The organism is Streptomyces sp. NPDC002309 (genome assembly GCF_053593375.1).
Window position 1 is genome coordinate 34,679 of sequence record NZ_JBSFCI010000030.1, and the last position, 17,631, is coordinate 52,309.

A 17,631-nucleotide genomic window follows, 5' to 3' on the forward strand; every position below is an offset into this window, starting at 1 on the left:
CGGGACCCAGGAGGCGGTGGGTCCGCCGTCCGCGAGGTGCGGCAGACTCGGGGCGTGCGAAGGATTCATGTCATCGGTATCGGCGCGGGCGACCCCGACCAGCTGACCCTTCAGGCGGTCCGGGCGCTGCGGAGCACGGACGTCTTCTTCCTGCTCGACAAGGGCGAGGTGAAGTCCGATCTGACCCGGCTGCGCACGGACATGCTCGACGCGCACCTGCCGGAGGGGACGTACCGCCTGGTCGAGGCGCGTGATCCGGACCGGGACCGCGGCGCGGGCGGCGCGGCGTACTCGCCCGCCGTCGGGGACTGGCGCAGCGCCCGTGCCGGAATCTACGAGCGGCTGATCGCCGAGGAGTTGGGCGAGACCGAGAGCGGCGCGTTCCTGGTGTGGGGCGACCCCGCGCTGTACGACAGCACGCTCGGCATCCTGGAGGAGGTCCGGGCCCGCGGCGCGGTGGACTTCACGTACGACGTCGTGCCCGGCATCAGCAGCGTCTCGGCACTGGTGGCCCGGCATCGCACGGGGCTGAACCGGGTCGCCCGGCCGGTGCAGATCACCACGGGCCGGCGACTCGCCGAGGGCTTCCCCGAGGGCGTGGACGACGTGGTCGTGATGCTCGACGCCCACCAGACCTTCCGGCACTACGCCGATCAGGACATCGACATCTACTGGGGCGCCTACATCGGCACACCGGACGAGATCCTCGCCTCCGGCCCGATCGCGGAGGCGGCGCCCCGCATCGAGCGGCTGCGTGCCGAGGCCCGGGAGCGCAAGGGCTGGATCATGGACACGTACCTGCTGCGCCGGAACCCGGGCGACCGGTAGCCCGCGTGCGGCACCCGATCCCCTGGGACCGCTCCCACGGCGACCCGTCGGCGTCCGGCGCCTCCGCAGCGGCTTTCTTGCGCTGCCCGCTGGCGCCGCGTCGGCTGCCGGACACCGCAGCGTCATACCGGGAGGGCACGTTTCGCCCGTCCCCACCTGTCTCGCCTTGCATCCGTCCACCCCGCTCCTCACGGGCGCGATGCGAAAGGACGACGTACGCCGTGTCCCTGGTCCCCCCGGCCGCCGCTCTCCCCAGCGCGCTCGCCACCGCCGCCCCCGTCCGGTCCCCCTCCGCCGCACGCCGGTCCCGCCTGACCCGTCATGTCCTCACCGCGCTGCCGCTGCTGCTCATCGGCGGCTGGGCGGTCGTCGACTGGCCGTCCGTGCGCGACGGCGCCGCCCGGCTCGCCGCCGCCGACCCCGGCTGGCTGCTCGCGGCCCTGTTCTTCACCTGCCTCGGCTGGCCGGCCGCCGCGTTGGTACGGCAGGGCGCGATTCCCGAGCGGCTGCCGCCGGGGCTGCTGATCGCCTCGCAGTTCGCCGCCGGCGCCGCCAACCACGTGCTCCCCGCCAGCATCGGCGCCCACGCGGTGACCCTGCGCTTCCTCCAGAGCCAGGGCATACCCCTGGCCCGGGGCACCGCGTCCCTCGCGCTGTACTCGCTGGTCAAGCCGGTGGCGAAGACGGCGGTGCTGATCGTCTTCCTCGTCGCCCTCCCCGGCATGCTGCACCTCGGCGCACTCGTCCCCGACGACAGCACCCTGCTGCTGGTCGCCGCCGGCGTGGGCGTCGCCTTCGTCGTCGCCGGCTGCGTACTGGCGGCCGTGCCCGCCCTGCGCCGGCCCGCCGTCCGCTTCCTGCGTACCGCGACCACCGACGCCCGCGTGCTGCACACCCGGCCGAGCCGTGTCCTCGCGCTGTGGGGCGGGGCCGCCGCCACCCCGCTGCTCCAGGGCAGCGTGATCGCCACCGTCGGCTTCTCGCTCGGGCTGGAGCTGTCCTGGGCGCAGGTGGTCTTCGCCCTGCTGATCGCCAGCACCGCGGTCGGTGCCGTGCCCGCGCCGGGCGGGATCGGACCGGTGGACGCCGCGCTGGTGTTCGCCATGGCGGCCTTCGGCGCGCCGGTGGGCCTGGCGACGGCGACCGTCATCGCCTACCGCCTGCTCACGGTGTGGCTGCCGCTGCTGCCGGGGGCGCTGGTGCTGTCGGCGCTGCTGCACCGCAAGATCCTCTGAGTCCCGGCCGGCCACCGGACGGGGGCGGGCCCAGCGCGCGTTCGCGGTGGTCCCGCGGCAAGGGGGCGCGTGGCGTCGACGACGGTGAAGGGGGGCCGGGCCACCCCCGACCGGCGGCCGGCCCGGCGGCGCCGCCACACCACTCGCCGCCGTGGGAATCGCCGGGGCGCGACGGACGTCCGGGCGGGATGTGGTGACGCGCCCGTGGGGCCTCACCGGGTGCGGCCGATCGGCCCATATCGCCGTCCCCGTCATCGGCGGGGGCCTTGTGGTACGCGCCCGCATGGCTATCGTCCAGCCATGGATCCAGTGCACGCCGTGCTCATCGACATCGACGGTGTCCTCACCGTCTCGTGGCGGCCGCTGCCCGGTGCGGTCGAGGCCCTGCGGGCCGTCCGGGACACCGGACTGCCGTTCGCCCTGGTGACCAACACGACGTCCCGGACGCGCGCGTCACTCGCCGGGACGCTGGCGCGGGCGGGCTTCCCGGTGACGGCGGAGGACATCCTGACCGCGCCGTCCGCGACCGCCGCCCACCTCGCGGAGCACTTCCCGGGGGCTCGCTGTCTGCTGCTGAACAGCGGGGACATCGGGGAGGACCTGGAGGGCGTGCGGCTGGTGGACGGCGACCTGGACGCCGGGGACGAGACGGTGGACGTGGTGATCGTGGGTGGCGCCGGTCCCGAGTTCACCTACCCGGCGCTCGACCGGGCCTTCGGGCACCTTCAGCGCGGTGCGCGGCTCGTGGCCATGCACCGCAACCTGTACTGGCGTACGGAGGCGGGCCTGCGGCTCGACGCCGGGGCGTACCTGGCCGGGCTGGAGCGAGCCGCCCGTGTCGAGGCCGTGGTGACCGGCAAGCCCTCGGCGGCGTTCTTCGAGGCGGCGCTGGCCCGGCTCGGTGTGCGCGCGGGCGAGGCGATGATGGTCGGCGACGACATCGAGTCCGACGTCCTCGCGGCGCAGCGGGCCGGGATGACGGGAGTGCTGGTGAGGACCGGGAAGTATCTGCCGGAGACGCACCGGGAGGCGGGCGGCACACCCGATCACGTGATCGACTCGTTCGCCGACGTCCCCTCGCTGCTCGGGCTGGACGAGAGGCACTAAAGCAGGAGCAGATGCAGGCCGCCCACCACGGTCGCCGCGATCACCAGCTGCTCGAACAGCCGCTGGTTGATCCGGTCCACGGCCCACTTGCCGAGGACGGCGCCGGGCACCACGAACCCGACGAGCGCGGCGTCCAGCAGCAGGGACCGGCCGTCGATCAGGCCGAGCCCCGCGCTGAAGGGCACCTTGGACACGTTGACGATCAGGAAGAAGAACGCCGACGTGCCCAGGAAGCCCAGCTTGCGAAAGCCCGCCGACAGCAGGTACATCGACATCACCGGGCCACCGGCGTTGGCGACCATGGTGGTGAAGCCTCCGAGGACGCCGTAGGAACGGGCCTTGACACGGCCCTTCCCGCTGGTCACGGAGTCGGGCTCCGCGCCGGTCGCCTCCCTCGCGCGGCGACGCCACATCGTCACACCCGCCATCAGCAGCAGGATCGCCCCGATCGAGGTCCGGACGATCCCGTCGTCGGCCCACACCAGGAACAGCGTGCCGAACACGACGCCCGCCGCGACCGCGGGGAAGAGCCGCCACAGCGTGGGCCAGTGGGCGTGCCGCCGGTAGGTGAGGACCGCGAGCACGTCGCCCGCGATCAGGATCGGGAGCAGCACCCCGGTCGAGGCGCGGGCCGGCAGCACCGCCGCGAAGACGGCGAGGCTGACCGTGTTGGCCCCGCTCACGGCGGTCTTGGAGAAGCCGACCAGGAGCGCGGCGAAGGCGAGGGCGGCGAACTCCCAGCCGGTGATGTGCCAGAGCGTCATCGTGTCCATGCGGATACCGATGGTATGCCCATGCATTTGGTCGGGGCACGGTGCGTCCCGTCACGCGGCCCGCACGCGGCCCTGTCCGAGGGACGCTCCTCCGGCGGGACGCCCCTCTGGCGGGTCCCGCTCCTACGGGCCCCGTCCCGGCGGCTCCCGCCCCTACAGGCCCAGCCCCGGCGACGCCGACGCGATCCGGGCGGGGAACCCCGCTAGGCCCGCTCCACCAGCACCGCGCTGCCCTGGCCCACGCCCACGCACATCGTGGCCAGCCCGCGCCCGGCGCCCGTGCGGCGCATCCGGTGCAGGAGCGTGGTCAGGATGCGGGCGCCTGAGCAGCCGAGCGGGTGGCCGAGGGCGATGGCGCCGCCGCTCGGGTTGACCAGCTCGGGGTCGATGCCCAGCCGGTCCACGCAGGCGAGGGCCTGTGCGGCGAACGCCTCGTTGAACTCGGCCTCCTCGATCTCGCCGACGTTCCACCGGGCGCGCCCCAGCACCTTCTGCGTGGCGGGGACGGGGCCGATGCCCATCACGTCGGGGTGGACGCCGGCGGAGGCCCCGGCGACGTAGCGGCCCAGGGACTCGAGCCCCAGTTCGTTCAGCGCCTCCTCGCTGACCAGCAGCAGCCCCGCGGCGCCGTCGTTCATGGGGGAGGCGTTGCCCGCGGTCACCGTGCCGCCCTGGCGGAACACGGGCTTCAGCCGGGCGAGCTTCTCGTACGAGGTGTCCTCACGGACGCATTCGTCACTGTCGACCACCGCGCCGTCGGGACGGCTCACCGGCAGGAGCTCGTCGTCGAAGTGGCCGTTCTTGCGGGCCTCGGCGGCCAGCCGGTGGCTGCGCAGCGCGAACTCGTCCTGGCGTTCGCGCGAGACGCCGTAGCGCTCGGCGACCTCCTCCGCCGTCTCCCCCATGGAGAGCAGGCCGTGCAGTTCCTTCATCGCCGGGTTGACCAGCCGCCAGCCGAGGCGGGTGTCGACGGTCTCCATGCGGTGCGGCAGGGCCTCGTCGGGACGGGGCAGCACGAACGGGGCGCGGCTCATCGACTCGGAGCCGCCCGCGACCACGATGTCGGCCTCGCCGGCGGCGATGGTGCGGGCCGCGAGGGTGATCGCCTCCAGGCCGGAGGCGCACAGGCGGTTGACGGTGGCCCCGGGGACGGACTCGGGGAGGCCGGCGAGCAGGGCGGCCATGCGGGCCACGTTGCGGTTGTCCTCGCCGGCCTGGTTGGCGGCACCCCAGTAGACGTCGTCGACGCGGGCCGGGTCGAGCGCCGGCACTTCGGCGACAAGGGCGCGGACGACCGCCGCGGCGAGGTCGTCGGGACGTACCGACGAGAGGGATCCGCGGAGCTTGCCGATGGGGGTGCGGCGGGCGGCCGCGAAGTGGACGGGACGCACGACAGGACTCCTGACCGGGGGCTGGATCAGCAGCCCCGAAGTTTAATTAGCACTGCTAGTTTTGGACTATAGCCTCCCGCGCCCCGCCAGGGAAGATCCCGGGAAGCCCGCACCGGGGCGGCCGGGACGGCCGGGACAGCCATGTCCGGACGCCCCGCCGCCCCGCCGCCCGGCCGATCCGCCCGTGAACGCGTGCCGGTCGAGGAATTCGAGACCGCCCGTGTTTGCACCGGTTCGTCCAGGGCACCCACGCCCGCATGAAGTGGTTGACGAGAGCCGCCTGCGTGGACGAGGACCCCGAGTTGTTCTTCCCCGTGGGCACGACGGGACCGGCGCTGAGGGACACCGCGGCCGCCAAGCGCGTCTGCGCCCGGTGCACGGTGATCGACCAGTGTCTGCGCCACGCGTTGAGCAGCGGGCAGAACTCGGGCGTGTGGGGCGGGACGGACGAGCAGGAACGCGCCGAACTGCTCCGCACGTCCAGGATCGGCGACGGCATGAGAGCACCCCGGCCCGCCGGTGACGCACGCCGGTGACGCACGCCGGTGACGCCGAACCGGCCGCGACCGCCGTGCCACCCGCACGGCCGGCCGCGGCCGGTTCGGCACCCGTCACATCGTGCGGGCGAGGCGGTCGGCGAGCAGCTTGGCGAAGCGCGCCGGATCGGCGAGGTCGCCGCCCTCGGCGAGCAGGGCCGTGCCGTAGAGCAGCTCGGCGGTCTCGGCCAGCTCCGCGTCCGCACCGCGCTCCTCGTACGCCGACCTGAGCCCGCCGACCAGCGGGTGCTCGGGGTTCAGTTCGAGGATGCGCTTGACCGGCGGGAGTTCCTGGCCCATCGCCCGGTACATCCGCTCCAGGGCCGGGGTGATGCCGTCGGCGTCGTTGACCAGGCACGCCGGCGAACTCGTCAAGCGCGTGGTCAGCCGGACGTCCTTCACCTCGTCGAGGGTCTCGTTCAGCCAGGTCAGCAGGGTCGCGTAGGCGCCCGACCGCTCCTCGGACACCTCCTCCTCCGCGGGCAGGTCGACCGCGCCGCGCGCGACGGACCGGAACTCCTTGCCCTCGTGCTGCCGCACCGCCTCGACCCAGATCTCGTCCACCGGGTCGGTGAGCAGCAGGACCTCGTACTCCTTGGCCCTGAAGGCCTCCAGGTGCGGGGAGTTCTCGATCTGGGCGCGGCTCTCGCCGGTCATGAAGTAGATCTTGTCCTGGCCGTCCTTCATCCGGGCGGCGTACTCGGCCAGGGTGGTGGGCTCGTCGCCGGCGGTGGAGGCGAACGACGCGATGTCGAGGATCGCCTTGTGGTCCTCGGCCGGGTCGAGCAGGCCCTCCTTGACCACGGCGCCGAACTCGCGCCAGAACGTCCGGTACTTCTCGGTGTCGTTGCGCAGGAGGTCCTTGACGGTGGCCAGGACCTTCTTGGCCAGGCGGCGCCGGATCAGCTGGATGTGCCGGTCCTGCTGGAGGATCTCCCGGGAGACGTTCAGCGACAGGTCGGCGGCGTCCACCACGCCCTTGACGAAGCGGAGATGGCCCGGCAGCAGCTCGCGGCTGTCGTCCATGATGAACACGCGCTTGACGTACAGCTGGATGCCGTGGCGGGCGTCGCGCTGGAAGAGGTCGTGGGGGGCGCGCGCCGGGAGGAAGAGCAGGGCCTCGTACTCGAAGGTGCCCTCCGCCCGCATCTGGACGATCTCCAGGGGCGCCGACCAGTCGTGGCTGATGTGCCGGTAGAACTCCTGGTACTCCTCGTCCTCGACCTCGGAACGCGGCCGGGCCCAGAGCGCCTTCATCGAGTTGAGCGTCTCGTCCGCCATACGGATGGGGAACGTGATGAAGTCCGAGTACCGCTTGACGATCTCCCGGATCTTCCCTTCCTCGGCGTAGTCGTGGAGGGCGTCCTCCTCGTCCGCGGGGCGCAGGTGGACGGTGACCGAGGTGCCCACCGGGGCGTCCTCGACGGTCTCGATCGTGTACGTGCCGTCGCCGTCCGACTCCCAGCGCACACCTGTCTCCTCGCCGGCCTTGCGCGTGAGCAGGCGGACCCGGTCGGCGACCATGAAGACGGAGTAGAAGCCGACGCCGAACTGGCCGATCAGCTCGGCCGAGTCCTTGCTCTCCTTGAGGCGGCGCAGCGTCTCGGCCGTTCCGGACCGGGCGATGGTGCCGATGAGCCCCACCACGTCCTCGCGTGACATGCCGATGCCGTTGTCCCGCACGGTCAGCGTGCGGGCGTCCTTGTCCACCTCGATGCCGATGTGCGGGTCCTCGGCGCGCAGGCTGTCGTCCGTGAGTCCGGCGAGGCGTCGTTTGTCCAGGGCGTCGGAGGCGTTGGAGATCAGTTCACGCAGGAAGATGTCCTTGTTCGAGTAGATCGAATGGATCATCAGCTGCAGGAGCTGCCGCGCCTCGGCCTGGAACTCCAGCGTCTCGGTGCTCATCGCGTTCCTTCTGGTCGAGCGGTGTGCGGTCGTGCGGGTCGTCGAAATCTGACACACCGGCGACAGGGCACACAAGCGGGCTCCGGACGGCGCACGGTTACCCGAGGCGGCTCAGCGCCGCCGACACCAGCGTCCGCACGCCCGGGAGGAGCACCGAGAGGTCGGGCGCGAAGAGCGGGCTGTGGTTGCCGGGCACGTTGGCCAGCCGCTCCAGCAGCGCCTCCCCCGCCGCCGCCTCCCACACGTCGGCCGGCGTCGTCGTCACGTACCAGTAGTCGTACGGCACTCCCTCCGGCGCCAGCAGGGAGAAGTCCTCGCTGCCCATCGCCGGGCCGAAGGAGAACACCGCGTGGTCTCCGAACAGTTCGCGGTGCACGGCGGCGATCTCCTCGTCGAGGGCGGCGTCGTTGACGGTGTTCGGATATCCGGGACTCACGGTGATCACGGGCGGTCGCGGGCAACCCGCCGCCTGGCACTCGGCGGTGACGACGCGGTGCACGGCGGCCAGGACGCGCTCGCGCACCTCCGGGTCCTGGGTACGCACGTTCAGCGCGAGCCGGGCCTCGGCGGGGATGATGTTCGCCTGCGTACCGGCGTGGAACCGCCCGACCGTCAGCACCGCCAACTGCGCCGCCGCGACCTCGCGGGACACCACCGACTGGAGCCGGGTGACGATGTACGCGCCGGTCACGAGCGGGTCGACGGTCGACTCGGGGCGGGAGCCGTGGCCGCCGACGCCGTGCACGACGACGTCGATGTCGTCGGAGGCCGACATGATCAGGCCGGGGGTGTGCGGATAGCACCCCGCGGGTCCGGGAGCGGCATGCTGGCCGAACAGCACGTCCGGGCGGGGGAAACGTGTGTGCGCCCCGTCCGCGACCATCGCCGACGCGCCTCCGCCGGCCTCCTCCGCGGGCTGCCCGACCACCACGAGCGTGCCCGACCAGGCCGCCCGGCCCGCCGCGAGCGCCTCCGCGGCGCCGGTCAGCCACGTCACGTGCAGATCGTGCCCGCAGGCGTGCATCACGCCGTCGACGGTGGAGGCGTACGGCAGTCCCGTCGCCTCGGACACGGGCAGCGCGTCCATGTCGCCGCGCAGCCAGACGACCGGCCCGTCGCCGTTCGCCAGCACGCCGACGACACCGGTGCGGCCCACCCCTTCCGTCACCTCGTATCCCGCGGCACGCAGCCGGCCCGCCAGCACGGCGGCGGTGCGGTGCTCCTGGAAGGCCAGTTCCGGGTGACGGTGGAGATCGCGGTAGAGCTCCTCCAGGCTCTCGGGCTTGAGACCGGCGGTGAGTTCGAGGGCGAGGCGTGCTGTGGCGACGGGTTCGCTCATGGCGGCTTCGTTCTCCTCCGACGGGGCACGCGCCGCCCGCGGGCGGCGCGTGCGGGACTGCGGGACTGCGGGACTGCTGGACTGCTGGACTGCTGGACTGCTGGACTGCTGGACTGCTGAGGACCGTGACGGCCATCCTGCCGTCTGCCGCGAGCCCGGGCCATCCGTACGGGTGATCATGAGGACGGCCCCTTCCCGGTAGGCTGTGCCAGCTGCGGTACACCCCCACCTCACCCGCACCGGCGGTGAGTTACGGCCTGCGGCGCCGAGACTTCACACAGCATGAGGATGAATCACAGGTGCTCATAGCGGGCCGGTACCAGCTGCAGGATCCGATCGGGCGCGGCGCGATGGGAGAGGTCTGGCGGGCGTACGACGAGACCCTCGGCAGACGGGTCGCCGTCAAGCTGCTGCTGCCCCAGGACTCCGACCCCACGGCCGCCTCACGCTTCCGCCTGGAGGCGCAGACCGCCGGACGGCTGCACCACCCCTACGTGGTGGGCGTGCTGGACTTCGGTACGTACGACGACCGGCTGTTCCTGGTGATGGAGCTGGTCGACGGCGACAGCCTCGCCGGACTGCTCGCCCAGGCGGGCCCGCAGCCCGCCGAGCGCGTGGCGCTGATCGCCTCCCAGGCGGCCGCCGGACTGGCCGCCGCCCACCAGCAGGGCGTCGTGCACCGCGACATCAAACCGGCCAACCTGCTGCTGGACGCGGACGGCACCCTGAAGATCGGCGACTTCGGCATCGCCCGCTTCCTCGACGACCCGGGCGCCGCGCTCACCGCCACCGGCCAGATCGTCGGCACCAGTCTCTACCTCGCCCCGGAGCGCGCGCTCGGCCGCCCGGCGGGGCCCGCCAGCGACGTGTACTCGCTGGGCTGCGTGCTGTACCAGCTGCTCACCGGGCGCCCGCCGTTCCAGGCGGACACCCCGATCGCCATCCTCCACCAGCATCTGGACGCCCCTCCGGTACCGCCCAGGCAGCTCGGCGTCGCACTGCCGCCCGCCTTCGAGAGCTATCTGCTGGGCCTGCTGTCCAAGGAGCCCGAGCACCGGCCGGCCGCCATGGACGTCGCCGACTGGTTCGCGGCCGGTGCCTGGCAGGGCCGCCCCGGGCCGCTGCCCGCCACCGCGCCCGTGCCGGCCGCCTCCCCCGCGCCGCCCGCCGGCGATACCGGGCCCGCGACGACGTACATGCTGCCGTCCTCCTCCAGGACGGCGTCCCGGCGCCGCGGCCGGCCGGCGGCGGCGCGGAGCGGGCTGCCGCGACCGCGCGTGGTGGGCACGGCGGCCGCGGTGGCGCTGTTCCTGGCGGCGATGGCCGCCGGCATGCTGTGGTTCTCGCCCGACGACACGGCGACGGAGGGCTCGCCCACGGACTCCTCCAGCGGCTCGCCCACGGGCTCCGCCGGCACGACCGGTACCGCCCCGGCGTCGTCGCCGTCCTCCCCGGCGGTGGTGTCCGGCGGGTCGTCCCCGGCCCCCTCCGCGACGAAGCGGCGGGAGAGACCCGAGGACGACAAACGCGAGCGGCGGGGCGACTCGGAAGAGGACGAGGACAGGGGCGACCGGCGCGACGGCGACGACTGAGCCCCGGCCGCGCCCCGGGCCGTGCGGGTCAGCCGCGGCTTCCCGCCCTCACCGGGTGAGCCGGGACCGCTCGGTGTCCAGCCGGCGGTCCTTCAGCGCGGCCCGCCCGCTCGGCGGCCTTCTCCTGCTGGGTGAGGACGCGCTGGGCGAACAATGCCCTGCTGCCCGGCCGCCTCCGAGAGACGGACGCCGCGACGTCCGTCCCGGTCTACCGCCCCTTGATGTCGGCGTCCGGAATCTCCGGCAGGTCCAGCAGCCGCGTGAGGGTGCGGAGCACTCCGTTGTCCGTGTTGGACGGAGCCAGGTGGCGGGCGCGTCGCACGACCTCCGGGTGGGCGTTCGCCATGGCGTAGGACCACTCGGCCGTGTCGAGCATCTCCAGGTCGTTGAGGTAGTCGCCGAACACCACGGTCTGCGCCGGGGTGATGCCGAGCTCGCGCTGGAGGCGGCGGACGGCGGCGCCCTTGTCGGCGGTGCGGTTCATGATGTCGACCCAGTGCGCGCCGGAGACGACGACCTGGTGGGTGGCGGCGAAGCGGGCGAGGGCCGGGGCGGTGAGGCGTTCGACGGGGCCGAAGTCGTGCAGGGCGACCTTGAGGATGTCGTCGTCGACCGCGGTCACGTCGTCGACGACGCGGTGCTCGACGTAGTACTTGCGGACCTCGGCAAGGAACGGTTCGTCCGCGCGTTCGACGTAGGCGGACCGCTTGCCGCAGACGACGGCGCCGACGTCGACCCCGTCCGCCGCGAGCCGCCGCACCTCCTGGACGACGTCCTCGACCACGGCCGGCGTCAGGGTGTCGGAGCTGAGTTCCACGCCGTCCCGGACGACGTAGGTGCCGTTCTCGGCGATGAACACCATGCCCTCGGCGGCACGGGCGAACTCCCGTGCCAGCGTGGCGTACTGGCGGCCGCTGGCAGGGCTGAACAGCACCCCGCGCTCCCGCAGGAGCTCCAGCACCTCCCACAGCCCGGCCGGCAGTCGTTTGTCGTCGTCCAGCAGCGTGCCGTCCATGTCGGTGACGACGAGGCGGATGTCCGCGGTGCCGGGCGCCGGGGCGGCGGACGTGGTCGGGTGGGAGTGGGGCATGTCCTGTTTCCTGAGGCGCTCGGCCGCTTCCCCGGGGTGCTCGATTTCCCTGGGCTTCTCGGTCGCGCGCCGCTCGTCGTTCCGGGTGCGACCGTCAACCCTACCCATTGCGCTCACCCGTGCGAGTGAGGTCCCGGTCCTCCCGTTCGCCCACGGCCCGATCTTGAACGCGGCACAATGGCGCCGACTGCGGTACGGGCGAGGAGAGGGAAGAGACGTGAGCGAGGCTCCCACCCCGGCGGAGCGCCTGAACACCGGTGTGGCGCACAACGCACGGGTCTGGAACTACTGGATCGGCGGCAAGGACAACTACGAGGTCGACCACCAGGTCGGCGACCATGTCGCCTCGATGTTCCCGCTGGTCCGGGACATCGCGCGGGCGGACCGCGAGTTCCTGGGCCGGGCGGTGTCCTTCCTGGCCGGCGAGCGCGGGGTGCGGCAGTTCCTGGACATCGGCACCGGGCTGCCGACGGCGGACAACACGCATGAGATCGCGCAGCGCCTCGCGTCCGAGTCGCGGATCGTCTACGTCGACAACGACCCCATCGTGCTGATACACGCCCGGACCCTGCTGACCGGCACCTCCGACGGCGTCACCGACTACATCGACGCCGACGTGCGCGACCCGGACACCATCCTCGACCGCGCCTCGCGCACCCTGGACCTCACGCGTCCCGTCGCCGTGATGATGCTGGGCATCCTCAACTTCGTGCTGGACACGGAGGAGGCCCTGGAGATCGTCCGCCGCGTCATGGCGGCCGTCCCCTCGGGCAGCTACCTGGTCATGACGCACCCCACGCACGACGCGGAGCTGGGCGGCGAGGGCCAGATCCCGGCCATGAAGTTCTGGAACGAGAACGCCACCCCGCCGGTGACCGCCCGCAGCGGCGCCGAGATCGCCGCGTTCCTCGACGGGCTCGACATGCTCGAACCGGGCATGGTGTCGTGCTCCGCCTGGCGCGCCGAGCTTCAGTCCCCCGTCGTGGTACCGCAGTACGGCGCGGTGGCCGTGAAACCCTGACCCCGGCACCGACCCGGCCGCCGCGCCCGCCGAGGAGGACGTATGACGGACCTTGCCGACCCGGTCCCCGGTGGCCGCCCCGGCGAGAGCGAACGGGCCTCCGCGCTGAGCGGCGAGCTGTCCTCGCGGGGCGTGCACGGGATCGTCCTTTCGTACGTCGACACGGCGGGCGTGGGCCGGGTCAAGGGGATCCCGACGGCGCGGCTCCCGGCGGCCGCGGCCTGGGGTGTGGGCATGTCACCCGTGTTCGACACGTTCCTCGCGGACGACTCCGTCGTCCGCACCGACGTGCTCGGCTCACCCGACGGCGATCTGCGCCTCCACCCCGACCTGGACCGGCTGACCGTGCTCGCCGCACAGCCCGGCTGGGCGTGGGCGCCGGTGGACCGGATCACCCAGGACGGCGAGCCGCACCCGGCCTGCTCCCGCACGTTCCTGCGCCGGGTCGTCGAGCGCGCCGCCCGCGAGCACGGCGTCGCCTTCCGGGCGGCCGTGGAGGTCGAGTGGGCGTTCGGACTGGGGTCCGCGCCCGACGGTGAGTTCGTACCGGCGGTGTCGGGACCGGCGTACGGGGCCACCCGGCAGGTGGAGCTGAGCGACTGCACGGCCGAACTGCTGGCCGCGTGCGCCGCGCAGGGGATGGACGTGGAGCAGCTCCACCCCGAGTACGCGGCGGGGCAGTTCGAGATCTCGGTGGGAGCGCTCGACCCGGTGGCGGCGGCCGACCGGAGCGTGCTGCTGCGGCAGACGGTCCGCGCGGTGGCCCAGCGGCACGGCCTGCGCGTCTCCTTCGCCCCCGCGGTGTCGGGCGAGGGCGTCGGCAACGGCGGCCACCTCCACCTCTCCGCCTGGCGCGACGGCGTCAACCTGCACTCCGGCGGCAGCGGCCGGTACGGCATGACGGCGGACGCCGAGTCCTTCGCGGCCGGCGTCCTCGGCCATCTGCCGGGCCTGCTGGCGGTGACCGCCCCGAGCCCGGCGAGCTATCTGCGGCTGCGGCCGTCGCAGTGGGCCGGTGTCTTCACGGCCTGGGGCCTGGAGACCCGGGAGACCGCGGTGCGGGTCGTCACGGGCACCGCCGGGCTGCGCGACCAGGCCGCCAACCTGGAGGTGAAGCCCGTGGACCTGGCCGCCAACCCCTATCTCGCCCTCGGCTGTGTCATCGCCGCCGGGCTGGACGGCCTGGCGACGGCGGCGCCGCTGCAGGAGCCGACCACCGGCGACCCGGCGCTGCTGGACACACGGGAGGCGGCACGGCGGGGGGTGCGGCGGCTGCCGCAGTCGCTGGAGGACGCCGTCGCGGCGTTCCGCGGGGACGACGCCGTACGGGCCGCGCTGGGACCGGTGCTGGCCGACGCGGTGATCGCCGTACGGCTCGGGGAGGTCGCCGCCGTCGCCGGACTGGACGACGCGCGGGTGGCGGCGGCCTACCGCTGGGTGTACTGAGATGGGCGCGCCCGGACCGGTCGCGGAGGCGCTGGACACGCTGCCGCTGGTGGACCACCACTGCCACGGCGTCGTCACCGCCGGCCTGGACATGCCGGGCTTCGCGGCGCTGCTCACCGAGGGCGGGGCATGGCCGGGCGTCTCGCCCTTCGACAGCCCCGTCGGTGTCGCCGTCCGCCGCCACTGCGCACCCGTGCTGGACCTGCCGCGCCACGCCCCGGCCGAGGAGTACGTGGCCCGCCGGGCCGCGCTGGGCGCGGACGAGGTGAACCGGCGCTTCCTGTCCGCGGCGGGGACGTCGGTGTTCTGCGTGGACACCGGCCACACGCCGGAGGGCCTCACCACGCCGGGGCAGCTGGCCGAGGCCGCCGGCGCGGGCGCCGTCGCGCACGAGGTGGTACGGCTGGAGACCGTCGCCGAGGCGGTGCTCGCGGCCGGGGTCGAACCGGACGCGTACGCGCGGACGTTCGAGGCGGCCGCGTGGGAGGCGGTCCGGCGGCCCGGCGTGGTGGCGGTGAAGTCGGTGGCCGCCTACCGCACGGGCTTCGACCTGGACCCGGCACGCCCGGGCGAGGACGAGATCACCGCGGCCGTCCGGGGTCTGCCGCGCGGCGGCGGCCGGCTGGCGGACCCCGTGCTCGTACGGCATCTGCTGTGGACGGCCGTCGGCTTCGGGCTCCCGCTCCAACTGCACACCGGGTTCGGCGACAACGACATCCGGCTGCACCGCGCGGACCCCACCCACCTGACCGACTGGCTGCATCTGACGTCCGGCACGATCCCGGTGATGCTGCTGCACTGCTGGCCCTTCCAGCGTCAGGCCGCCTATCTCGCCGCCGTGTTCGAGCAGGTGTACCTCGACGTCGGCCTGACCCTGCACCACGTGGGGCCGGGCCGGGCCGGCGCGGTGCTGGCCGAAGCGACGGAGATCACGCCGTTCCGCAAACTGCTGTACAGCTCCGACGCCTACGGTGTGGCGGAGTTCCACCTGCTGGGTGCCCTGGCCTTCCGGCGGGGGCTGGCCGGGTTGCTCCAGGAGCGGGTGGACTCGGACGAGCTGAGCCTGCCCGACGCGCTGCGCATCGTGCGGTGGGCCGGGCGGGACAACGCCCACCGGGTCTACCGGTTTTCCGACGACACCTGAAAGTATGATCAAGCAATGTCTGACATGACCGAGACCACGCCCGGTTGGCTGTCCTCCGACGAGCTGGAGATGGCGCGCGCCCGCATGCCGATCCTGTACGTCGAGGCGGTGCCGGTGCGCGTCGACGACAGCGGTGAAGTCACCAGCATCGGCCTGCTGCTGCGCATCGGACCGGACGGGACGGTCAGTCGCACCCTCGTCTCCGGCCGGGTCCTGCACCACGAGCGGGTCCGGGACGCCCTGCTGCGGCATCTGGAGAAGGACCTCGGCCCGGTGGCGCTGCCCCGGATCCCGTCCTCCCTCCAGCCGTTCACGGTCGCCGAGTACTTCCCGACCCAGGGCATCACGGCGTACCACGACCCGCGCCAGCACGCGGTGTCCCTCGCCTACGTGGTGCCGGTGACCGGCGACTGCCGGCCCCGGCAGGACGCGCTGGACCTGGAGTGGTTCGAGCCGCACGAGGCGGCCTCGACGGCGTTGCAGGGCGAGATGCCGGGCGGGCACGGGGTGCTGCTGAAGCAGGCGCTGGCCCACGTGGGGCTGGCGTTCTGAGCGGCCGGTCCGGATGACGCGGTAGCCGTCGGCGTGCCGGGCGGGCCCCGGTCACGCGGGCGCGGCCCTCTGCCGGGAGGGCGCCGGTCAGGACCGGCACCCTCCCGGCGGTCAGGCGACCAGCGCGGCCGGTCGGTCCGCCGCCGCGAGCAGGTCGACGAGCGTGGCGCGGGCCCGGTTCACCCGGGAGCGCACCGTGCCGACCGGGCAGCCGCTCAACACCGCGGCCTCCGCGTACGGCAGTCCCAGCAACTGGGTGAGCACGAACGCCTCCCGCCGTTCCTCGGGCAGCGCGGCCAGCAGATCGAGCAGCGCGATGCCGTCGTCGAAGCCGGGCAGGTCGCGCGGCTGGGCCAGTTCCACGGCCAGCCGCCAGTCCGGTACGTCGCTCAGACGTGGCCGGGCGGCGGCGTAGCGATAGCTGTCGATCACGGCGCGACGCGCGATCGACAGCAGCCAGGCCCGCGCGGAGGAACGTCCCTCGAACCGGTGCAGGCTGCCGAGCGCGCGCAGGAAGGTGTCCTGCGCCAGGTCGTCGACGGCCTGCGGGTCGCCGCACAGATGCGCGACATAGCGCAGGACGTCGCGGTGCAGGGCCCGGACGAAGCGGTCGACCGCCGCCGGGTCACCGCCCCGGGCGGCCAGCGCCCATGCCGTTATCGAGTCGTCGGTGGACGCTCCCCCGTGGGGCGCGATGGATTCGTGGTCGTCGGACTTCCCGTGGTCCTCGGTTCTCTCGCGTACGTCGGGCAGGGCAGGAATGATCACCTGGTGTCCTCGTCGGCCGTCCAGGACCCCGCCCGAAGGCGCGCGGGCGCGCGTGCGGTGCGGGATCCGGTGAGTGGGGGGTCGGCCGTACGGCGCCCCGCGCGGCGTCGGTGCCCGCGCGGGCGTACGGCCGTGGCCCGAGGCGCACTCAGGCTGCCCCGGGCTACCGGCTGTCGTCAGACAGCGGTCCCCGGCGGCGGCCCCCGAGAGGTGATCGCGTGGACGAGCAGGAGCCGTCGTGGTGACCACGCCGCCCCGTGGCGCCGCGGGCGCGGGACGGGGTGGTGCGGCGCGGCGGGCACGGCGAGCGGCAGCCGCAGCGGTGCCGCCAGTCGGGCCGCCACCGCCCGCAGGAGTCGGAACACGGCGCGCTCGCCGTGCGCCAGCCACAGTCCGCACAGCAGCGCGGCCAGCAGGTGGGCGGCGAGCATGCCGAACGAGGAGGAGCCGTCCATGGCGTGGCCCACGGCGGCGCCATGTCCCCTGTCCATGGCATCCATGGCGTGGGTGTGCGCGGTGCCCGTGGTCATCGCCGACATGTCGTGCGGCGTGGCACTCGTGTGCGTGCCCGGTTCCGGCCCGGCGGCCGTCGGCTGGGCGAGCGAGAAGGCGGAGTGCAGTGCCGTCTGGGCGGTGACGACGACGGTCACGACCAGCGGCAGTCCGCGTTCCCGGCCCGCCAGCGCCCAGCCCGCGCCGCCGGTCGCGGCGGCACCGGCGGCCAGCGCCCACCAAGGCACATGGCTGCCGGACATGAGCACATGGCCCAGGGCGGCGAGCAGCACACAGACGGCCGCGAACATCGCGGCCCGCACCATGCGAGAACACCACCCGGCAGTCATGACGGCCCTCATCCTTGCATCCGGCGCGCGGTCGTCAACGGTGAGTACGGAATTGGGTGGTG

General features: G+C 73.5%; 16 protein-coding genes. 9 read left to right on the forward strand and 7 right to left on the reverse strand.

The features are described from left to right. Positions 1–54: 54 nt before the first annotated feature. The 3 genes from cobF to ACWCPM_RS24160 all read left to right on the forward strand — a co-directional run bounded on the left by cobF (position 55) and on the right by ACWCPM_RS24160 (position 3,170). The gene (gene cobF / locus ACWCPM_RS24150; protein WP_450978327.1) at positions 55–828 is read left to right on the forward strand and encodes a precorrin-6A synthase (deacetylating); all 774 of its coding nucleotides are present in this window, start codon (positions 55–57) and stop codon (positions 826–828) included. 221 nt (positions 829–1,049) lie between these two features. After that, positions 1,050–2,063 carry a lysylphosphatidylglycerol synthase transmembrane domain-containing protein gene (locus ACWCPM_RS24155; RefSeq protein WP_450978328.1) on the forward strand — a complete coding sequence of 338 codons (1,014 nt, stop codon included), beginning with the start codon at positions 1,050–1,052 and terminating at the stop codon, positions 2,061–2,063. Positions 2,064–2,363: 300 nt separating this feature from the next. Next, positions 2,364–3,170: an HAD-IIA family hydrolase gene (locus ACWCPM_RS24160; RefSeq protein WP_450978329.1), complete on the forward strand. Its 807-nt coding sequence runs from the start codon at positions 2,364–2,366 to the stop codon at positions 3,168–3,170. Here ACWCPM_RS24160 and ACWCPM_RS24165 read toward each other — a convergent pair. Beyond that, entirely contained in the window at positions 3,167–3,943 is a 777-nt protein-coding gene (locus ACWCPM_RS24165; RefSeq protein WP_450978330.1) for a sulfite exporter TauE/SafE family protein, read from the reverse strand. The genes ACWCPM_RS24160 and ACWCPM_RS24165 overlap by 4 nt on opposite strands. 203 nt (positions 3,944–4,146) lie before the next feature. After that, positions 4,147–5,334: a thiolase family protein gene (locus ACWCPM_RS24170; protein WP_450978331.1), complete on the reverse strand. Its 1,188-nt coding sequence runs from the start codon at positions 5,332–5,334 to the stop codon at positions 4,147–4,149. 257 nt (positions 5,335–5,591) lie between these two features. On the opposite strand from ACWCPM_RS24170, the gene ACWCPM_RS24175 reads away from it, so the two are divergent. Continuing rightward, positions 5,592–5,870: a WhiB family transcriptional regulator gene (locus ACWCPM_RS24175; RefSeq protein ID WP_450978332.1), complete on the forward strand. Its 279-nt coding sequence runs from the start codon at positions 5,592–5,594 to the stop codon at positions 5,868–5,870. 75 nt (positions 5,871–5,945) lie between these two features. On the opposite strand, the gene htpG is transcribed toward ACWCPM_RS24175, so the two are convergent. Next, a complete protein-coding gene (htpG, locus tag ACWCPM_RS24180) occupies positions 5,946–7,775 on the reverse strand; it encodes a molecular chaperone HtpG (RefSeq protein ID WP_450978333.1) in 1,830 nt (609 codons plus the stop codon). 97 nt (positions 7,776–7,872) lie between these two features. Beyond that, positions 7,873–9,114 (reverse strand): amidohydrolase, encoded by a 1,242-nt coding sequence (locus ACWCPM_RS24185; protein ID WP_450978334.1) that lies wholly within the window; start codon positions 9,112–9,114, stop codon positions 7,873–7,875. 299 nt (positions 9,115–9,413) lie between these two features. Between ACWCPM_RS24185 and ACWCPM_RS24190 the strand changes: the two genes are divergently transcribed. Continuing rightward, complete coding sequence (locus tag ACWCPM_RS24190; RefSeq protein WP_450978335.1) at positions 9,414–10,706, forward strand: serine/threonine-protein kinase; 1,293 nt, start codon at positions 9,414–9,416, stop codon at positions 10,704–10,706. A gap of 208 nt (positions 10,707–10,914) precedes the next feature. On the opposite strand, the gene ACWCPM_RS24195 is transcribed toward ACWCPM_RS24190, so the two are convergent. After that, positions 10,915–11,796: a Cof-type HAD-IIB family hydrolase gene (locus ACWCPM_RS24195; protein ID WP_450978336.1), complete on the reverse strand. Its 882-nt coding sequence runs from the start codon at positions 11,794–11,796 to the stop codon at positions 10,915–10,917. A 217-nt stretch (positions 11,797–12,013) separates the two neighbouring features. On the opposite strand from ACWCPM_RS24195, the gene ACWCPM_RS24200 reads away from it, so the two are divergent. The 4 genes from ACWCPM_RS24200 to ACWCPM_RS24215 are packed head-to-tail and all read left to right on the forward strand — an operon-like array spanning position 12,014 to position 15,959. Then, positions 12,014–12,817, forward strand: a complete 804-nt coding sequence (locus ACWCPM_RS24200) for an SAM-dependent methyltransferase (protein ID WP_450978337.1) — start codon at positions 12,014–12,016, stop codon at positions 12,815–12,817. 42 nt (positions 12,818–12,859) lie between these two features. Further along, positions 12,860–14,263: a glutamine synthetase family protein gene (locus ACWCPM_RS24205; RefSeq protein ID WP_450978338.1), complete on the forward strand. Its 1,404-nt coding sequence runs from the start codon at positions 12,860–12,862 to the stop codon at positions 14,261–14,263. Between the two features lies 1 nt (position 14,264). Continuing rightward, a complete protein-coding gene (locus ACWCPM_RS24210) occupies positions 14,265–15,407 on the forward strand; it encodes an amidohydrolase family protein (RefSeq protein WP_450978339.1) in 1,143 nt (380 codons plus the stop codon). 24 nt (positions 15,408–15,431) lie between these two features. Then, complete coding sequence (locus ACWCPM_RS24215) at positions 15,432–15,959, forward strand: NUDIX hydrolase family protein (protein WP_450978379.1); 528 nt, start codon at positions 15,432–15,434, stop codon at positions 15,957–15,959. Positions 15,960–16,070: 111 nt separating this feature from the next. Here ACWCPM_RS24215 and ACWCPM_RS24220 read toward each other — a convergent pair whose 3' ends face one another. Beyond that, on the reverse strand, positions 16,071–16,727 hold the full coding sequence (locus ACWCPM_RS24220) for a sigma-70 family RNA polymerase sigma factor (RefSeq protein WP_450978340.1): 657 nt from the start codon (positions 16,725–16,727) through the stop codon (positions 16,071–16,073). Positions 16,728–16,903: 176 nt separating this feature from the next. After that, positions 16,904–17,569 carry a hypothetical protein gene (locus tag ACWCPM_RS24225; RefSeq protein ID WP_450978341.1) on the reverse strand — a complete coding sequence of 222 codons (666 nt, stop codon included), beginning with the start codon at positions 17,567–17,569 and terminating at the stop codon, positions 16,904–16,906. Positions 17,570–17,631 lie beyond the last annotated feature (62 nt).